Annotated in this window: 16 protein-coding genes; 6 read left to right on the top strand and 10 right to left on the bottom strand. The window is 72.3% G+C overall.

Features of this window, described 5'->3' with window-relative positions; translation table 11 throughout:
• Nucleotides 1-299: 299 nt before the first annotated feature.
• Nucleotides 300-971, bottom strand: coding sequence for a DNA-3-methyladenine glycosylase (locus IF99_RS0111680; protein WP_030996345.1), 672 nt, complete (start codon nt 969-971; stop codon nt 300-302).
• Between the two features lie 198 nt (nt 972-1,169).
• Between IF99_RS0111680 and IF99_RS0111675 the strand changes: the two genes are divergently transcribed.
• The 3 genes from IF99_RS0111675 (at nt 1,170) to IF99_RS0111665 (ending at nt 3,290) form a co-directional block, all read left to right on the top strand.
• A complete protein-coding gene (locus IF99_RS0111675) occupies nt 1,170-1,952 on the top strand; it encodes a sporulation protein (RefSeq protein WP_030996344.1) in 783 nt (260 codons plus the stop codon).
• 131 nt (nt 1,953-2,083) lie between these two features.
• Complete coding sequence (locus tag IF99_RS0111670; RefSeq protein WP_030996343.1) at nt 2,084-2,617, top strand: YbhB/YbcL family Raf kinase inhibitor-like protein; 534 nt, start codon at nt 2,084-2,086, stop codon at nt 2,615-2,617.
• A gap of 163 nt (nt 2,618-2,780) precedes the next feature.
• The gene (locus IF99_RS0111665) at nt 2,781-3,290 is read left to right on the top strand and encodes an HNH endonuclease (protein ID WP_030996342.1); all 510 of its coding nucleotides are present in this window, start codon (nt 2,781-2,783) and stop codon (nt 3,288-3,290) included.
• An 84-nt stretch (nt 3,291-3,374) separates the two neighbouring features.
• Here the strand turns inward: IF99_RS0111665 and IF99_RS0111660 are convergent, their stop codons facing one another.
• The 3 genes from IF99_RS0111660 to IF99_RS0111650 all read right to left on the bottom strand — a co-directional run bounded on the left by IF99_RS0111660 (nt 3,375) and on the right by IF99_RS0111650 (nt 5,862).
• Nucleotides 3,375-4,358 carry an SPFH domain-containing protein gene (locus IF99_RS0111660; protein WP_030996341.1) on the bottom strand — a complete coding sequence of 328 codons (984 nt, stop codon included), beginning with the start codon at nt 4,356-4,358 and terminating at the stop codon, nt 3,375-3,377.
• Nucleotides 4,359-4,544: 186 nt separating this feature from the next.
• The gene (locus IF99_RS0111655) at nt 4,545-4,976 is read right to left on the bottom strand and encodes an NfeD family protein (protein ID WP_030996340.1); all 432 of its coding nucleotides are present in this window, start codon (nt 4,974-4,976) and stop codon (nt 4,545-4,547) included.
• A gap of 94 nt (nt 4,977-5,070) precedes the next feature.
• The gene (locus IF99_RS0111650; protein ID WP_030996339.1) at nt 5,071-5,862 is read right to left on the bottom strand and encodes an ABC transporter ATP-binding protein; all 792 of its coding nucleotides are present in this window, start codon (nt 5,860-5,862) and stop codon (nt 5,071-5,073) included.
• Between the two features lie 138 nt (nt 5,863-6,000).
• Here IF99_RS0111650 and IF99_RS0111645 point away from each other — a divergent pair, with 138 nt between their 5' ends.
• Nucleotides 6,001-6,786 carry a hypothetical protein gene (locus IF99_RS0111645; protein WP_030996338.1) on the top strand — a complete coding sequence of 262 codons (786 nt, stop codon included), beginning with the start codon at nt 6,001-6,003 and terminating at the stop codon, nt 6,784-6,786.
• A 123-nt stretch (nt 6,787-6,909) separates the two neighbouring features.
• On the opposite strand, the gene IF99_RS0111640 is transcribed toward IF99_RS0111645, so the two are convergent.
• The 4 genes from IF99_RS0111640 to IF99_RS0111625 form a co-directional block, all read right to left on the bottom strand.
• On the bottom strand, nt 6,910-7,149 hold the full coding sequence (locus IF99_RS0111640) for a chaplin (protein WP_030996337.1): 240 nt from the start codon (nt 7,147-7,149) through the stop codon (nt 6,910-6,912).
• 146 nt (nt 7,150-7,295) lie between these two features.
• Entirely contained in the window at nt 7,296-7,649 is a 354-nt protein-coding gene (locus tag IF99_RS35590) for a chaplin (RefSeq protein WP_030996336.1), read from the bottom strand.
• A gap of 160 nt (nt 7,650-7,809) precedes the next feature.
• Nucleotides 7,810-8,439, bottom strand: coding sequence for a response regulator (locus tag IF99_RS0111630; protein ID WP_030996335.1), 630 nt, complete (start codon nt 8,437-8,439; stop codon nt 7,810-7,812).
• Nucleotides 8,440-8,590: 151 nt separating this feature from the next.
• Nucleotides 8,591-9,736, bottom strand: a complete 1,146-nt coding sequence (locus IF99_RS0111625) for a GAF domain-containing sensor histidine kinase (RefSeq protein ID WP_030996334.1) — start codon at nt 9,734-9,736, stop codon at nt 8,591-8,593.
• Nucleotides 9,737-10,199: 463 nt separating this feature from the next.
• On the opposite strand from IF99_RS0111625, the gene IF99_RS0111620 reads away from it, so the two are divergent.
• Nucleotides 10,200-11,042: a transglycosylase SLT domain-containing protein gene (locus tag IF99_RS0111620; RefSeq protein ID WP_030996333.1), complete on the top strand. Its 843-nt coding sequence runs from the start codon at nt 10,200-10,202 to the stop codon at nt 11,040-11,042.
• 330 nt (nt 11,043-11,372) lie between these two features.
• Here IF99_RS0111620 and IF99_RS0111615 read toward each other — a convergent pair whose 3' ends face one another.
• Nucleotides 11,373-13,964, bottom strand: a complete 2,592-nt coding sequence (locus tag IF99_RS0111615; protein WP_030996332.1) for an FHA domain-containing protein — start codon at nt 13,962-13,964, stop codon at nt 11,373-11,375.
• Nucleotides 13,965-14,254: 290 nt separating this feature from the next.
• Here IF99_RS0111615 and serB point away from each other — a divergent pair, with 290 nt between their 5' ends.
• Nucleotides 14,255-15,478 carry a phosphoserine phosphatase SerB gene (gene serB / locus IF99_RS0111610; RefSeq protein ID WP_030996331.1) on the top strand — a complete coding sequence of 408 codons (1,224 nt, stop codon included), beginning with the start codon at nt 14,255-14,257 and terminating at the stop codon, nt 15,476-15,478.
• A gap of 322 nt (nt 15,479-15,800) precedes the next feature.
• Here serB and IF99_RS0111605 read toward each other — a convergent pair whose 3' ends face one another.
• Nucleotides 15,801-16,358: a SixA phosphatase family protein gene (locus IF99_RS0111605; RefSeq protein WP_037826783.1), complete on the bottom strand. Its 558-nt coding sequence runs from the start codon at nt 16,356-16,358 to the stop codon at nt 15,801-15,803.
• Nucleotides 16,359-16,361 lie beyond the last annotated feature (3 nt).

Below are 16,361 nucleotides of genomic sequence, written 5' to 3'. Positions count from 1 at the left end.
CGTGTTCCCGACTCTATCAGACTCTCTCGGGCCCGATTTCCTCGGCGCCTTTCCGGTTCCCGTTCCGGCCTTCCGGCCTTTCCGTTTCCCTTTCGGCGTGTCCACTACGTTAACCGACTTCCCGTGAAGCTCCTAATCGGGCTTCCGCTCGTTTTCGGGAAGCACCGATAAAGGCACGCCGAAAAACAGACCCCTGCGGGCCTGAGTCGTTGCGTAGTAGAGGTGCCGCTGTCGGTCATCGCGTTGAGCGTTACCGGCACAAGCGGCTCGTCCTACGTTAGGGGTTGCGGCGGCGGGAGTCAAGAGTCCTTGGTCGTCGTCCCTCGCGCGGTGCCCGAACGGCGGCGGGGGGTGGCGGCCCGGTAGGGGCTGACGCTCTGTTCGCCGTCGATCCAGTAGCGCCAGGGGTGCACTCCGCCCTCGCCCGAGACGCCGGTGCGCGGGCCGTTGCGCAGGAGGGCCGCCGGGGCCGGGGTGCCCGCGAGGAGACGGAGCGGTTCGCCCTCGGCTCCGCACAGGTCCGTGCCGTCCAGCGCGCGGTCCACGCCGAGAGCCGTCGCCAACCGGGCGGGCCCCTTGGCCAGTTCGTGGTCGCGGCGGGCGGTGGGGCGGCGCAGCCGGGCGATGTCGGCGCCCTCGACGACCTCGCCGGCGCGCAGCAGTATCCCGGAGGCGACGCCCTCGGGGCCGCACACGACGTTCAGGCAGTGCCACATGCCGTAGGTGAAGTAGACGTAGGCGTGCCCCGGCGGGCCGAACATGACGGCGTTGCGCGCGGTGGGGCCGCGGAAGGCGTGCGAGCCGGGGTCCGCCTCGCCCGCGTACGCCTCGACCTCGGTGAGCCGCAGGACGACGGGTCCCTCGGGAAGCTCGCGGACGAGGAGCCGTCCCAGGAGGGCGGGGGCCGCCTCCAGGACCGGGCGGTCGAAGAAGGAGCGGGGCAGAGGCTTACGGTCATGGGCCGCGTTCATGTCCTCCGGGGGCACACGTTCTGAAGGCATGACCCCCGAGGGTACGGGAGGGCCGGTTCGCGGGTGCTGGAACCGGGAGGGTCGAAGTCGCGTTCGTAGGAGCGAGTCCTGCGGCGCACCCCTGTGCCGGGCACAGGATGCCCGGACGGAAGTACGGGCACATCTCCACGGAAAGTCGACGAGGGAAGAGGCGGACACATGGGGTTCAGGAAACTGCTGGCGAGTCTCGGTTCCGGTGGGGCCGAGGTCGAGACGGTGCTGTCCGAGGAGAACGTGGTTCCCGGCGGTGTGGTGCAGGGCGAGGTCCGTATCCAGGGCGGGGCCGTGGACCAGCAGATCGAGGGGCTCTCGGTGGGGCTCCAGGCGCGGGTCGAGGTCGAGAGCGGCGACCACGAGTACAAACAGGACATCGAGTTCCACCGGGTGAGCCTCGGCGGGGCCTTCCTGCTGCACGAAGGGGCGACGCACGTCGTGCCCTTCGGCCTGGAGATTCCGTGGGAGACCCCGATCACGACCTTCGCGGGGCAGCACCTGCGGGGGATGAGCGTCGGGGTGACCACCGAGCTGCAGATCGCGCGGGCGGTGGACTCCAGCGACCTCGACCCCGTCGCCGTGCACCCGTTGCCGGCGCAGGAGGCGATCCTCGACGCGTTCGGGCGGCTCGGTTTCCGGTTCAAGAGCGCGGACCTGGAGCGCGGCTCGATCCGCGGGACGCGGCAGCGGCTCCCCTTCTACCAGGAGATCGAGTTCTACCCGCCGCAGCAGTACCGGGGGCTCAACCAGGTCGAGCTGAGCTTCGTCTCGGACGACCGCGAGATGGACGTCGTCCTGGAGATGGACAAGAAGGACGGGCTCTTCACCGAGGGCAGCGATTCCTTCCGCGCCTTCCGGGTCGGGCTGCACGACTTCGCGGACACCGACTGGGACGCGTACCTGCACCAGTGGATCTCGGAGGTCGGCAGCCGCCGCAGCTGGTTCTGAGCGCGGCGGGTCGAGTGGCGGCCGGGGCGGGGTACCGGCGTGGGTGGCCGGCGGATCTAGGCTGGCCACCACCGCCGTGGGCCGCTGTCACGACCGGCCCCCGGCTCCACACGTACTGGAGGATTCGCGACGTGAGTGAGAAGAGGCCACCGCTCCCCTACGAGCTGTTGCCGCAGGTGCCCGCCTTCACCGTGGTCAGCGACGACGTGTCCGAGGGCGCGCCGCTCGGCGAGGCCCAGGCGCAGGACGGCGGGAACACCTCGCCGCACCTGCGCTGGGAGGGCGCCCCGGAGGGGACGAAGAGCTACGCGGTGACGTGTTACGACCCGGACGCGCCGACCGGCAGCGGCTTCTGGCACTGGGTGGTCTTCGACATCCCCGCGACGGTCACCGAGCTGCCCGCCGGGGCCGGTACGGGCTCCTTCGCGGCCCTGCCCGCCGGTGCCGTGCAGGCGCGCAACGACTACGGCGAGGAGGGCTTCGGCGGGGCGGCGCCGCCCCCCGGTGACCCGGCGCACCGGTACGTGTTCACGGTGCACGCGGTGGATCAGGAGAAGCTCGGTCCCGACGCCTCGGCGACGCCCGCCGTCGTCGGCTTCAACCTCCACTTCCACACCGTGGGCCGCGCGCAGCTCATCGGTACGTACGAGATCCCGGCGAGCTGAAGAGGCGCCGCGCGCACCGGGGGCCGCCCCGCGTGTTTGCCCTCCCCCGGTCATGGAATTGATCAGGGGAGGGCACTTTTTATTGCGTTGTCCATCTCGTTGTGCCCGGCCAGAGTTGATCCCGACCGCCAGGGGGCGGCCGGTGAGCGGGGAGGTGGGCGAGATGCGGGACACGCTGGTGCTGAACGCGAGCTTCGAGCCGCTGTCGACGGTGACCTTGCACCGCGCGGTGGTGCTGGTCCTCACCGACAAGGCGGTCGTCGAGCGCGCCCACCCGGGGCTGCGGATGCGGGCCGCGACGCTGGACCTGCCGGTGCCCCAGGTGATCAGGCTCTGCCGGTACGTGCGGGTGCCGTTCCGAAGACAAGCGCCGTGGTCGCGACGGGGTGTCCTGGTGCGGGACCGGCACCGGTGCGCGTACTGCGGGCGGCGGGCGACGACGGTGGACCACGTGGTGCCCAAGTCCCGGGGCGGGGCGGATTCCTGGCTCAATACGGTGGCCTCCTGCGCGGAGGACAACCACCGCAAGGCGGACCGGACGCCCGAGCAGGCCGGAATGCCGCTGCTGCGGCAGCCGTTCGAGCCGAGCCCGGCGGACGCGATGCTTCTCGCGCTGGGGCAGGACGACTTGCTGAGTCTCCCGGCGTGGCTGGGGCACGGGGTGGTGGCCTGAGTCGGCCGCCGGTCACGGAGCGGGGGCGGCCCCCGCCGGACGCTGGTCCGGCGGGGGCCGCCCCTTCGTCGTACGGGAGGGCGCTCAGTCGATGGGCGGGCGCTGTTCGCGGGGGAAGGACTTGCCCCCGGTGCCGGGTGCGGCGGGGGCCGCCTTGGCGTCGCTGCCGCCTCCGCCTCCGCCGAGGTTGCCGAGGCCGCCGAAGTTGCCGACCGCGCCGCTGAGGCCCTTGAGGGCGTCGCCGATCTCGCTGGGCACGATCCAGAGCTTGTTGGCGTCGCCCTCGGCGATCTTCGGGAGCATCTGGAGGTACTGGTAGGAGAGGAGCTTCTGGTCGGGGTCGCCCGCGTGGATCGACTCGAAGACCGTGCGGATCGCCTGGGCCTCGCCCTCGGCGCGCAGTGCGGCGGCCTTGGCCTCACCCTCGGCGCGCAGGATCGCGGACTGCTTCTCGCCCTCGGCGCGCAGGATCTCGGACTGCCGGACGCCTTCGGCCTGGAGGATCGCGGCGCGCTTGTCGCGGTCGGCGCGCATCTGCTTCTCCATCGAGTCCTGGATGGAGGTGGGCGGCTCGATCGCCTTCAGTTCGACGCGGTTGACGCGGATGCCCCACTTGCCCGTGGCCTCGTCGAGTACGCCGCGCAGGGCCGCGTTGATCTCCTCGCGCGAGGTGAGGGTCCGCTCCAGGTCCATGCCGCCGATGATGTTGCGGAGCGTCGTGACGGTGAGCTGTTCGATCGCCTGGATGTAGCTGGCGACCTCGTACGTCGCGGCGCGGGCGTCGGTGACCTGGTAGTAGATGACCGTGTCGATGTTGACGACCAGGTTGTCCTGGGTGATCACCGGCTGGGGCGGGAAGGGGACGACCTGTTCGCGCAGGTCGATGCGGTTGCGGATGGTGTCGATGAAGGGGACGACGATGTTGAGGCCCGCGTTGAGGGTGCGGGTGTAGCGGCCGAAGCGCTCCACGATGGCGGCGCTCGCCTGGGGGATCACCTGGATCGTCTTGATCAGGGCGATGAAGACGAGCACCACCAGGATGATGAGGACGATGATGATCGGTGCCATCGTGTAGCCGTGCCCTTCGTGCCGTGGTGCCTGACAAGCGTGCGTGCGGTGGATCTTGAGGGCGAGTCTGTCAGAACGTCGGGGCCCTCGGGGCCGTTTGGCGCAGGCCAGGTCCCGCGGGGCGGTAAAGCGCCGGGATTCGGCCGGATCGTGGCGGGCGGTGGCGTGGCCGGAGATGGCGGGGGCTCACATGACCACCGCCGTGGCGCCGTCGATGTCGATGACGTCGACGGACTGGCCGGGCTCGAAGGTCTGCCCGGCGTCGAGGGAGCGTGCCGACCAGATCTCGCCCGCGAGTTTGACGCGGCCCTCACCGCTCGCGTCGACGCGTGCGACGACGACGGCCTGTCTGCCCTTGAGGGCGTCGATGCCGCTGGCGAGGTGGGGGCGTTGGGCGCGCTGGCGGGCGGCGAGGGGGCGTACGACGGCGATGCCCGCGACGGAGACGAGGACGAAGACCAGTACCTGGATCACGATGCCGCCGCCGAGCGCGGCCGCGATCGCGCCCGCGACGGCGCCCGCCGCGAACATGCCGAACTCCGGCATGGCGGTCACCACGAGGGGAATCCCCAGTGCCACCGCGCCGATCAGCCACCACACCCACGCGTCGATGTCCACGGGGACATGGTAGGCGCGCAACGCCCCCTGCGGACAGGGGGCGTTGGTGGCGTACAGGCAGCGATACGGGTCCGGCCCCGGACGGGTACCGGTCTCAGCCGAGGGGCAGGCCGCGGGCGGTCCAGCGTTCGCCCTGCTGCTCGACGACGAGCGGGAGGCCGAAGCAGCGGGAGAGGTTGCGCGAGGTGAGTTCGAGTTCGAGCGGGCCCGCGGCGAGCACCTTGCCCTGACGGATCATGAGGACGTGCGTGAAGCCGGGGGCGATCTCCTCGACGTGGTGGGTCACCATGATCATCGAGGGGGCGATGGGGTCGCGGGCGAGGCGGCCGAGGCGGCGGACGAGGTCCTCGCGACCGCCGAGGTCGAGACCGGCGGCGGGCTCGTCGAGGAGGAGCAGCTCGGGGTCCGTCATGAGGGCGCGGGCGATGAGGGTGCGCTTGCGCTCGCCCTCGGAGAGGGTGCCGAAGCGGCGGTCGAGGTGCTCGGTCATGCCGAGGCGGTCGAGGAAGGCGCGGGCGCGCTGCTCGTCGACGTCCTCGTACGACTCCTGCCACGTCGCCGTCATGCCGTAGGCGGCGGTGAGGACGGTCTGGAGGACGGTCTGGCGGCGGGGGAGCTTCTCGGCCATGCCGACTCCCGCGATGCCGATCCGGGGGCGCAGTTCGAAGACGTCGACGCGGCCGAGGCGGTCGCCGAGGATGCTGGCGGTGCCGGTGGTGGGGAAGAGGTAGCTGGAGGCCACGTTGAGGAGGGTGGTCTTGCCGGCGCCGTTGGGGCCGAGGATGACCCAGCGCTCCCCCTCCTTGACGGACCAGGAGACCTGCTCGATCAGAGCCCGGCCCTCGCGGACCACCGATACGTCCACCAGTTCCAGTACATCGCTCATGAGCGCCGTGTCTCCCATTGTCTCTCGCGGCTTGTCGCCGGCGTCGATCGGACGCCGCCCCCCAGGGATGTCCCCTGGAGAAAACCTACGCCACCGGTCGGCGGAAGCCGTGGCCTGTCCTGTCCTTAGGCTGGGGGGATGCGCGTTGAACCACGCTCCGGGCGGCTGACCGCCTGGGGGAATGCACTTTTCGCCGGTCTTGTGCCACCGGACGACGCCGCGAGCGCGATCGTCGGCGAGGACGCCGTGCACCGGGTCACGGGGTTGCCGGGTGAGCGGGGCCCGGTCGGGCTGACGCTGGCGCTCGGCCGGCTGCGGGCGCTCGGGGCGCGCGGGCTGCGGCTCGCGCTTCCGGCGCCCGGGCATCCGCTGGGGCTCTCGGGTCCGCCGGAGTTCAACGCGGCGGCGCTGGACGCGGAGGAGGCCGTGGTGGCGGTGGGGGCTCCGTACGGGCTCGTGCCGGAGGTCTTTGAGGCGGGGCCTGCGGGCGATGCGCACGTGGAGGTGGAGTGGCGGTGCATGGCGGTGCGGGAGGCGCCGCCCGCGGACGTGCCCTCGCTGGGCGAGGCGGAGCGGGAGCTCGCGGAGGCGATGCGGGAGGCGACGGCGGTGCTGTCGCGGCTCGATGTCGCGGCCTCCGGTCCTGTCGCGGAGGCGGCGATCGAGGCGTACCGGGCGCGGGTGCACGGGGCCGGGGCGACGGAGGTGCTCGCGCCGGGGTATCCGCCGCGGGCGGTGCGGGTCGTGGAACTGGGGCGGCGGGTCGGGTTGCTGGTGTCGCTCGCGTACGAGAGCGGGCACGGGGCCGCGGTGAGTGCCGGGGAGATGGCGGCGCGGGCGGAGGCCCTGCGCCCCGTGGAGCGGACGGCCCGGCGGGCGCTCGTCGCCGCGTACAACGGGATGGTGGAGGAGCGCGAGAGGTGAGCCGCTGAGGGGGTACGGGGCGAGGACGGCGTTCCGGTGCGGGGCGGCGCCGTCCCGGCGGGGAACGGGACGGGGCCCGGCACGCCTGGGCGGCGTGCCGGGCCCGTCGGGGTGTTGCCCGGATCAGCTGTTGACCGCGGCGTTGCCGAAGGCCGGGTTCAGCAGGCCGATCACGTTGATGCTGTTGCCGGAGAGGTTGACCGGCACGTGCACGGGGACCTGGACCGCGTTGCCGGAGACGACGCCGGGGGAACCGACGGCGGCGCCCTCGGCACCGGAGTCGGCGAAGGCGGCGCCGGCCGGAACGGCGGCGGCGAGGCCGGCGGCGGCGAGGGTCAGGACGGCCTTCTTGGCGATGCTCATGGGTGTTACTCCTCCACAGGTGCGTGACACGGCCCCTGGCTGGGGGCCGCACGCTGGGAAACGCGCCGGGGGCGCGTGGGGTCACGGGATAGCGCCGGGCTGTCCTTCTTCACCCACCGTTCGGGTGAGGAAGGACAGCGACGACGTCAGCGGTTGACGGCGCTGTTGCCGAAGGCCGGGTTGAGGAGGCCGATCACGTTGATCGTGTTGCCGCTCACATTGACCGGGATGTTCACCGGGATCTGCACGAGGTTGCCGGAGAGGATGCCCGGCGAACGGGTCGCGGCGCCGATCGCGTGCGAGCCGCCACCGGCGTGGGAGCCGCCGCCGGCGTGGGAGCCGCCGCCGTGGTGACCGCCGCCGTGGCCCGGGGCGTGGTGGCCGCCGTGGCCGCCCCCGTGGGCGGGCGGGCAGTCGGTGGCGGAGGCCATACCGGTACCCGCGGCGAGCAGCCCCCCGGCCACCAGGGTCACGGTCGCGGCCTTCTTGAAGTTGATCACTTTCTCGTCCTCCTGAGTACCCAGGGGCCCATCGCCCCGGGGTGCACTGGAGAACGCGCGTCCGCTCCGTACGTTCCGCCGTCCGGGTGAGGTGCACTCGTCGGTATGAATCTCATCCTTTCGTGCAACCATCCGAGCACACCGCGTGCCAGCAGGCGCTTCAGTCGCTGTAGCCGTGCCGTACGGCCCACAGGGCGGCCTGGGTGCGGTCGGCGAGGTCGAGTTTCATCAGGATGTTCGACACGTGCGTCTTCACCGTCTTCTCGGAGAGCACGAGCGCGCGGGCGATCTCGCGGTTGGAGCGGCCGTCCGCGATGAGGCCGAGCACTTCGCGTTCGCGTTCCGTGAGGGAGCCGCCGCGCGGCGGCTGCGGGGCCTGCTCCTCCTGGGCGAGGAGCATCCCCGCGACCTCCGGCTGGAGCAGGACGTGTCCGGCGTGCACGGAGCGGATCGCCCCGGCGAGGGCCTCGGGGTCGATGTCCTTGTAGACGTAGCCTGCCGCTCCGGCGCGCAGCGCGGGCACCACAGTGCGCTGCTCGGTGAAGCTCGTCACGATCAGGACCCGTACCTCGTTGCCGAGGGCCCGCAGGGTGCGCAGTGCCTCGACGCCGTCGGTGCCGGGCATCTTCACGTCCATGAGGATCACGTCGGGGCGCAGCTCGCCCGCCCGCGCGACGCCCTCGTCGCCGTCCGCGGCCTCGCCGACGACCTCGATGTCGTCCTGGATCTCCAGGAAGGTGCGCAGGCCCCGGCGGACGACCTGGTGGTCGTCGACGAGGAGCACACGGATCGGGCGGGGGGCGCCGGGCGCGCCGCTCGCCTTCTCCTCTTCCGTACGGGCCGTGCCCGCGGAGGCGGTGTCCCGGGCCGTGTCCGTACGTGCGGCCGGGCGGGCCGTCTCCGCGCGCCCCGTCTCCGGACGGGCCACCCACTCCCCTGTATCAGCCACCGGGTACCTCCATCTCGATCGTGGTGCCCTTGCCGGGCGCCGAGTCCACCGTGAGTGAGCCTCCGACGCCCGCCGCGCGGTCACGCATGGAGACGAGGCCGAGGTGCCGGCCCGCCCGGCGCACCCCTCTCGCGTCGAAGCCGCCGCCGTCGTCCGTGACGCGCAGCACGGCGCCGCGGCCCGCGCGCCGCAGGACGACGCCGACGTGGGCGGCGCCGGAGTGCCGGAGGGCGTTGTGCAGCGCCTCCTGTGCCACGCGCAGCAGCGCCTCCTCCTGGGCGGCGGGCAGGGCGCGTACCCCTTCTCCGCGGAAGGTGACGTGCGCGGCGTGGGCGCGGTCGAGTACGCGGATCTGGGTGCGCAGGGTCGCGACGAGGCCGTCCTCGTCGAGCGCGGCGGGCCGCAGCTCGACCACCGCGGCGCGCAGCTCGTCGGCGGCCTCGGCCGCGAGCGCGGCGACCTGGTGCAGCTCCTCCTTGGCGCGGGCCGGGTCGCGGTCGACGAGGGCGGTGGCGGCCTGGGCGGTGAGGCGGAGGGAGAAGAGCTTCTGGCTCACGGCGTCGTGCAGCTCGTGGGCGAGGCGGGAGCGCTCCTCGGCGATGGTCAGCTCGCGGCTGCGCTCGTAGAGGCGGGCGTTGGTGAGGGCGATCGCGGCGTGCTGGGCGAGCATCCCGAGGAGTTCCTCGTCCTCCTCGGTGAAGCCGCAGGTGTTCTCGGGGTGGGGGCAGCGCTTGTTGGCGAGGAAGAGGGCGGCGATGGTCTCGTCGCCGTGGCGGACCGGGAGGCCGATGAAGTCGCTCATGTCGGGGTGGGCGGCGGGCCAGCGCTTGAAGCGGGGGTCGCGGCGGACGTCGGCGAGGCGCTCGGTACGGCCCTCTTCGAGCAGTGCCGCGAGGATGCCGTGGCGGCGCGGGAGGGGGCCGATGGCCTTCCACTGCTCCTCGCTCACGCCGTCGACGACGAACTGGGCGAAGCCGCCGTGGTCGTCGGGGACGCCGAGGGCCGCGTACTCGGCGTCGAGCAGCTCGCGGGCCGAGGCGACGATCGTGTGCAGGACGTCCTGGACCTCCAGCGGCCTGCTCATCGCGAGCAGTGCGGCGCTCACCGCGCGGAGGCCCGTGGGTGTGGCGGGGGGCATGGGCTCACCGTAGCCGGGCGCCTCGCGGCGGGCATCGGCCCAGCGGCCGGGTGGGTAGCGCCGCCGGGCGTAGGTCCCGGGGCGGAAACCGGGGGGCGGGGTTCCTGGAGGGCCTCCCGGGGGCCGGATTCCGCACACCCTCCGCTTTGCTCAAGCAACGGTTCGTGAGATTCGGATGAGCGGCTTGTGAGGACGGGCATAGGGCGCGCGTCACGTACGAACTTGCGTAGTACATGCCGTATGTCCGATACGAGCGGGGGTTTTGCGGCCCCATAGGGCCCAAAACGGACCCTATATAACTAAGCCGCATCGTACGTCACATCTTTGCCACGGATTTTTGCGACCGCTAACAATGGCACCCGTCGCTCGGCGTCGGTCTCTACCCGGCGCCAGGCCGGGAAAAACATTCGTCCCCCGCGGCCGAGAGCGACCTCCCCGCTTACACGAAGAGGTCACATCTGCCATGTCTGACATCTCCACTCGCATCCGCAACGCCCAGAAGCGAATCAACGACGGTCGTCGTCAGGTCACCAGCCAGCTCGGCTCGATCCAGCAGCGCGTCTCCTCCAGCAAGTTCGGCGAGCAGGTCGGCACCGCCCAGGCCAAGGTCGCGGGCGCCGTTCCGGCCGCACTGCGCGGCGGCAACCTCAGCCGCACCCAGAAGCTCCAGCTCGCGGGTATAGGCAGCGTCTCGGCCGCCGTCCTCGCCTGTGGCATCGCGATCCCCGCGACGAGCGGTTCCTCCTCCGCCTCGCAGAGCGTCACCGCTTCCGAGCCGGCCGCGTACAGCAGCCTGACCGGCGGCAACGCGCAGGCCAAGGAGCTGCACGCCAGCATCACCAACCAGCAGGCCGGTGCCTCCGAGCAGGCGAAGGCCGCCGAGGCGAAGATCAAGGCCGCCGAGGCGAAGACGAAGGCCACGAAGGACCGCGCCACGAAGCAGGCCGCGAGCCGCAACGCCGAGCGCAAGGCCGTCAAGAGCTACCCGAACAACCTGGACGGCTGGATCCGCGAGTCGCTCGACATCATGAAGGCGAAGGGCATCCCCGGCTCGTACGAGGGTCTGCACCGCAACATCATGCGCGAGTCCTCCGGCAACACCCGGGCGATCAACCTCTGGGACATCAACGCCCAGAACGGCATCCCCTCCAAGGGTCTGCTCCAGGTGATCCAGCCGACCTTCGACCACTGGCACGTCGAGGGCACCTCGCACGACATCTACGACCCGGTCGCGAACATCACCGCCGCCGCCAACTACGCCGCCGAGCGTTACGGCTCGATGGACAACGTCAACTCGGCCTACTGAGCATTCCCCCGAGACCGCGCGGGCTGAGCCCGGCGGAGCCCCGGCAGAGACTCCACCACGCGCCGACCCGGCGTACGGGGAGTGCTGAGCGGGAGAGACGGGGTCGTGCCCATGGCCCCCTATTGACCAGCCGCGAGGGCGGCACCCGGATCCGGGTGCCGCCCTCGCGGCATGCCCGCGTACGGGAGCGGGCGGGGGGAACCGGAGGCGGGCGGGGGCGGGCTGCGTACGCGGGGGCCGCGCTGCGTATCGGCGCGGAGGCCACGTTGCGTGCGGGCGCGGGAGCCGCTGCGTGCGGGCGCGGGAGCCGCGCTGCGTGCGGGTCTCCCCTTACTTCCGCATGACCTCCGGCTCGTGCCGTCGCAGGAGGCGTGAGACGACGAGGAGCAGGACGACGGCGATACCGAGCAGGACGGCGATGTTCACGCCCCACTGGGCGCTCGTGTGCTCCCAGAGCGGATCGAGGTTCCCGGGGCGCTTCTCGTCCCACGGCGGCATGAGGTGCGCCAGGTCGGTCGTGGCGCCCGCCGCCGCGACCGCCCAGCGCGAGGGCATGAGCCAGGCGAGCTGTTCGAGGCCGGGGCTGTCGAAGATCTGGAAGAGCGTGCCGGTGAAGACGAGCTGGACGATCGCGAACATCACGAGGAGCGGCATCGTCATCTCGCTCGTGCGCACGAGCGCGGAGATCACCAGGCCGACGACCATGGACGTGAGCCCCATCGCGATGACGGCGACACCGATCTCGGCGGCGGGCGGCAGGACGAGGCCCTCGGCGGGCAGCGCGCGGCTGCTCGTGCCGATGAGGGTCATGATGACGCCCTGGAGCGCCGTGACCACGCCGAGGACGAGGACCTTCGACATGAGGTACGCGGAGCGGGAGAGCCCGGTGGCCCGTTCCCGTTCGTAGATGACCCGTTCCTTGATCAGTTCGCGGACGGAGTTGGCCGCTCCCGCGAGGCAGATGCCCACGACGAGGATCATGAGGATCATCCCGGCCGCGCTGTTGAAGCGCGAGGGCGGGGTCGGCGGGGCGAGGCCGAACTTCGCCGGGATGATCACCGAGACGACGCCGAGCACCACGGGCAGGACGACCATGAGCGCCATGAAGAAGCGGTCGGACGCGAGCACCGCGAGGTAGCGCACGGTGAGGGTCCGCAGCTGTGCGAACCAGCCCTGCGGCTTCGTCGGCCGCAGCGTCGCCGGGCTCTGGCCGAGCACGGGCACGGGCTGCGAGGCGGCGACGTCCGCTTCGGCCGCGTACAGCTGGTAGTGCTGCGAGCCCTTCCAGCGGCCCGCCCAGTCGTAGTCCCGGTACTCCTCGAAGGCCGAGAAGACGTCCGCCCAGCTCGTGTAGCCGAAGAAGGTGAGCGCCTCGGCCGGTGGCCCGAAGTAGGCGACGGAGCCGCCGGGCGCCATGACGAGCAGCTTGTCGCACAGTGACAGCTCGGCGACCGAGTGCGTCACGACGAGGACCGTGCGGCCGTCGTCGGCGAGACCGCGCAGGAGCTGCATCACATCGCGGTCCATGCCCGGGTCGAGGCCCGAGGTCGGCTCGTCGAGGAAGATCAGCGAGGGCTTCGTGAGCAGTTCGAGGGCGACCGAGACGCGTTTGCGCTGGCCGCCGGAGAGCGAGGTGACCTTCTTGTCCTGGTGGATGTCGAGCTTCAGCTCGCGCAGCACCTCGGTGATGCGGTCCTGGCGCTCCTGCTCGCTCGTGTCGGCGGGGAAGCGGAGCTTGGCCGCGTAGCGCAGGGCGCGGCGCACGGTGAGTTCCTTGTGCAGGATGTCGTCCTGCGGGACGAGCCCGATGCGCTGGCGCAGCTCGGCGAACTGCTTGTACAGGTCGCGGTGGTCGTACAGGACCGTGCCCTGGTCGGCGGGGCGGTAGCCGGTGAGGGCCTTGAGCAGTGTGGACTTGCCCGAACCCGAGGGGCCGATCACCGCGACGAGGGACTTCTCCGGGACGCCGAAGGAGACGTCCTTGAGGATCTGCTTGCCGCCGTCGACCTCGACGGTGAGGTGGCGGGCCGCGAAGGAGACCTCACCGGAGTCGACGAACTCCTCCAGGCGCCCCTCGACGAGCCGGAAGGTGGAGTGGCCGACGCCCACGGTGTCCTGCGGGCCGAGCCGGGCGCTCCCGGACTTGGGCAGCGGCTGCCCGTTGACGTACGTGCCGTTGTGCGAGCCGAGGTCGCGTATCTCGAAGCGGCCCTCGGGCGTCGCGTGGAACTCGGCATGGTGCCGCGAGACCTGGAGGTCGGAGACGACGAGGTCGTTCTCCAGGGCACGCCCGATGCTCATCCGGCGGCCCACGGCCATCTGGTGGAAGGTCGTGGGGCTGCGGTCGCCGGCAGAGGGGCGGCCCTGGTGGGGGCGGGGGTCGGTGGCGGGGCGCGCGTCCGCGACGGGGCCGGGTCCCGGGCGCGGGTCGGGGGACGGCGGGTGGTTCCGTGCGGGCGGGGCGGGCTGCTCCGGGAGCGAGGCGGGCTGCTCTCGTACGGGCTGCCGTGCGGCCGATGGCTGGGCGGGCTGGCGTGCGGCCGGCTGCCGCGCCGGGCTCTGCGCCGCGTCCTGCTGTCGCGGCACGGAACCGGCCGCCGGTCCGGCGGCGGGCTGCTCGGCGGGGCGGGCGGTGAGGCGTGGGCCGTCGCTCGCGTTGCCGAGGTGGATCACGGTGCCGGGGCCGAGGACCGCGCGGGTGACCCTGCGGCCCTCCACGAAGGTGCCGTTGGTGCTGCCGCCGTCGTCGATCGTCCAGCCCGACGCGGTCCAGCCGAGGGTGGCGTGGCGCCAGGAGACCCTGGCGTCCTCGGCCACGATGTCCGCCTGCGGATCACGTCCCACCGTGTATGTCCTGCCCGGATCGAGCGTCCAGGTCCTGCCGTTGAGTTCCAGTACGTATGCCGGTACCGCGAGCCCCATATGCCTGTGTCCCCCATGGCCCCGTCGACGGGATTGTCACTTTCCGCGTCCGGGGAAGATCTGCTCTGCGTGCGGCAGCACTATTCCAGGCGGAGGCGCCGGGGTGGAAGCCGGGACGAGATTCCGTCCCGGTAACGGCGGCGGGAGCCGGGTACCGGAGGCGCGGGCCGGGAGGCGCGGGCCGGGAGGCGGGAGGCGGGGAGAAGGGGGGCGGCCGGGGCGGGGGCCAGGTGTCCGGCCTGCGGGACGGCGTTCTTGTGCGCGGCGGCGGCCGATACGGTAGGGGCACCATGAGCGCATCACTGTCTGCGGCGTCGGCGTCCGAGGACCTGCCGACTCTTCTCGTCAAGATCTTCGGCAAGGACCGCCCCGGCCTCACCGCCGGCCTCTTCGACACGCTCGCCGGGTACGGCGTGGACGTCGTGGACATCGAGCAGGTCGTCACGCGGGGCCGCATCGTGCTGTGCGCCCTCGTGACCGCGCCGCCCGGGGTCCACGAGGGCGAGTTGCGGGCGACCGTCCACAGCTGGGCGGAGTCCTGGGGGCTCTCGGCCGAGATCATCTCCGGTACGGGCGACAACAGGCCGCGCGGTACGGGTCGCTCGCACGTCACTGTCCTCGGGAACCCGCTGACCGCCGAGTCGACCGCCGCGATCGCCTCGCGCATCACGGGGGCCGGGGGGAATATCGACCGCGTCTTCCGGCTCGCCAAGTACCCCGTGACCGCAGTGGAGTTCGCCGTCTCCGGCGTGCCCGCCGACACCCTCCGCTCGGCGCTCGCGCCGCGTGCCGGGGAGTTCGGCGTGGATATCGCCGTGGTCGCCGCCGGGCTCCAGCGGCGCGCGCAGCGGCTCGTCGTCATGGACGTCGACTCGACGCTGATCCAGGACGAGGTGATCGAGCTGTTCGCCGCGCACGCGGGCTGCGAGGCGGAGGTGGCGCGGGTCACGGAGTCGGCGATGCGCGGCGAACTGGACTTCGCGCAGTCCCTGCACGCGCGGGTCGCGCTGCTCGCCGGGCTCGACGCCTCGGTCGTGGAGAAGGTGCGTGCGGAGGTGCGGCTCACGCCGGGAGCGCGCACGCTGATCCGCACCCTGAAGCGGCTCGGCTACCAGGTGGGCGTGGTCTCGGGCGGCTTCACGCAGGTCACCGACGAGCTGCGGGAACGCCTCGGGCTGGACTTCGCCGCCGCCAACACGCTGGAGATAGTGGACGGCAGGCTCACCGGGCGGGTGACGGGCGAGATCGTGGACCGGGCGGGCAAGGCGCGGCTGCTGCGGCGCTTCGCCGAGCAGGCGGGGGTGCCGCTGGCGCAGACCGTCGCGATCGGCGACGGGGCCAATGACCTCGACATGCTCAACACGGCGGGGCTCGGCGTCGCCTTCAACGCGAAGCCGGTGGTGCGGGAAGCGGCGCACACCTCGGTGAACGTGCCCTTCCTCGACACCGTGCTCTACCTCCTCGGGATCACCCGGGAAGAGGTCGAGGCGGCGGACGGAGCGGTGGAGGACTGAGGGGGCCAGCGCTCGAAGTGGCTGAGCGGCGGCGGGGTTCAGCGACGGCGGGGCGGAGGGGCCTGCCGGGGCGGGGCCCCCGGGATCAGCGGCGGGTCGGCACGCAGTCCGGTGGGCGGCCGGGCCGGGGCCGGGGCTCCGTGAGGGCTGGGCGGGGGGACGGTTCGGCCGCCGGGCCGGGGCTCCCTGAGTGGTGGGCGACGGGCCGGCTCGGCCCACCGGGTCCTGGCTCCTCGGAGCTGGGCGGCTTCCCGGCGTGCGGCTTCGGGGCCGCGCGGCCCCGCTCCCCCGCGTACGGGAGCGGGGCCGCAGCCTTACGCGCTCAGGCCTCGTGCGGCGCCCAGTAGTCGGTGAGGGTCGCGACTCCCGGTTCCAGGGACTTCCACGGTCCCGTGAACTCCAGCACGGAGAAGGCCGCCGTGGGGAAGTCGCGGCCGCTGAGGCGGGCCGCACGTTCGCCGACGACGCTGCCCGCGAGAATCCCGGTGAGGGCCTGGACGCCGGGGTTGTGGCCGATGAGGAGCACGGTGGCGGCCTCGTCGTCCACCTCGTTGAGCAGCTCGATGAGGGCGCCGGGGGCGGCCTCGTAGATGCGCTCCTCGTAGACCGTGCGCGGGCGCTCGGGGAGTTCGGAGACGGCGAGCTTCCATGTCTCACGCGTGCGGCGGGCGGTGGAGCACAGCGCGAGGTCGGCGGCGATGCCGAGGTCCGCGAGCCTGCGCCCGGCGGCGGGGGCGTCCTTGCGGCCCCGCTCGGCGAGCGGTCGGTCGTGGTCGGAGCCCTCGGGCCAGTCGGCCTTCGCGTGACGCAGCAGCACGAGCTTACGGGTGGTGGCGGGAGCGGGGGCGGACATCCCCCCGGAGGACACAGCGGCGCTCATACG

It is taken from the genome of Streptomyces sp. NRRL F-5630 (assembly GCF_000719475.1).
Classification (GTDB): domain Bacteria; phylum Actinomycetota; class Actinomycetes; order Streptomycetales; family Streptomycetaceae; genus Streptomyces.
Note: the sequence above shows the minus strand (reverse complement) of the source record. Positions and strands in the feature narration are given on the sequence as shown.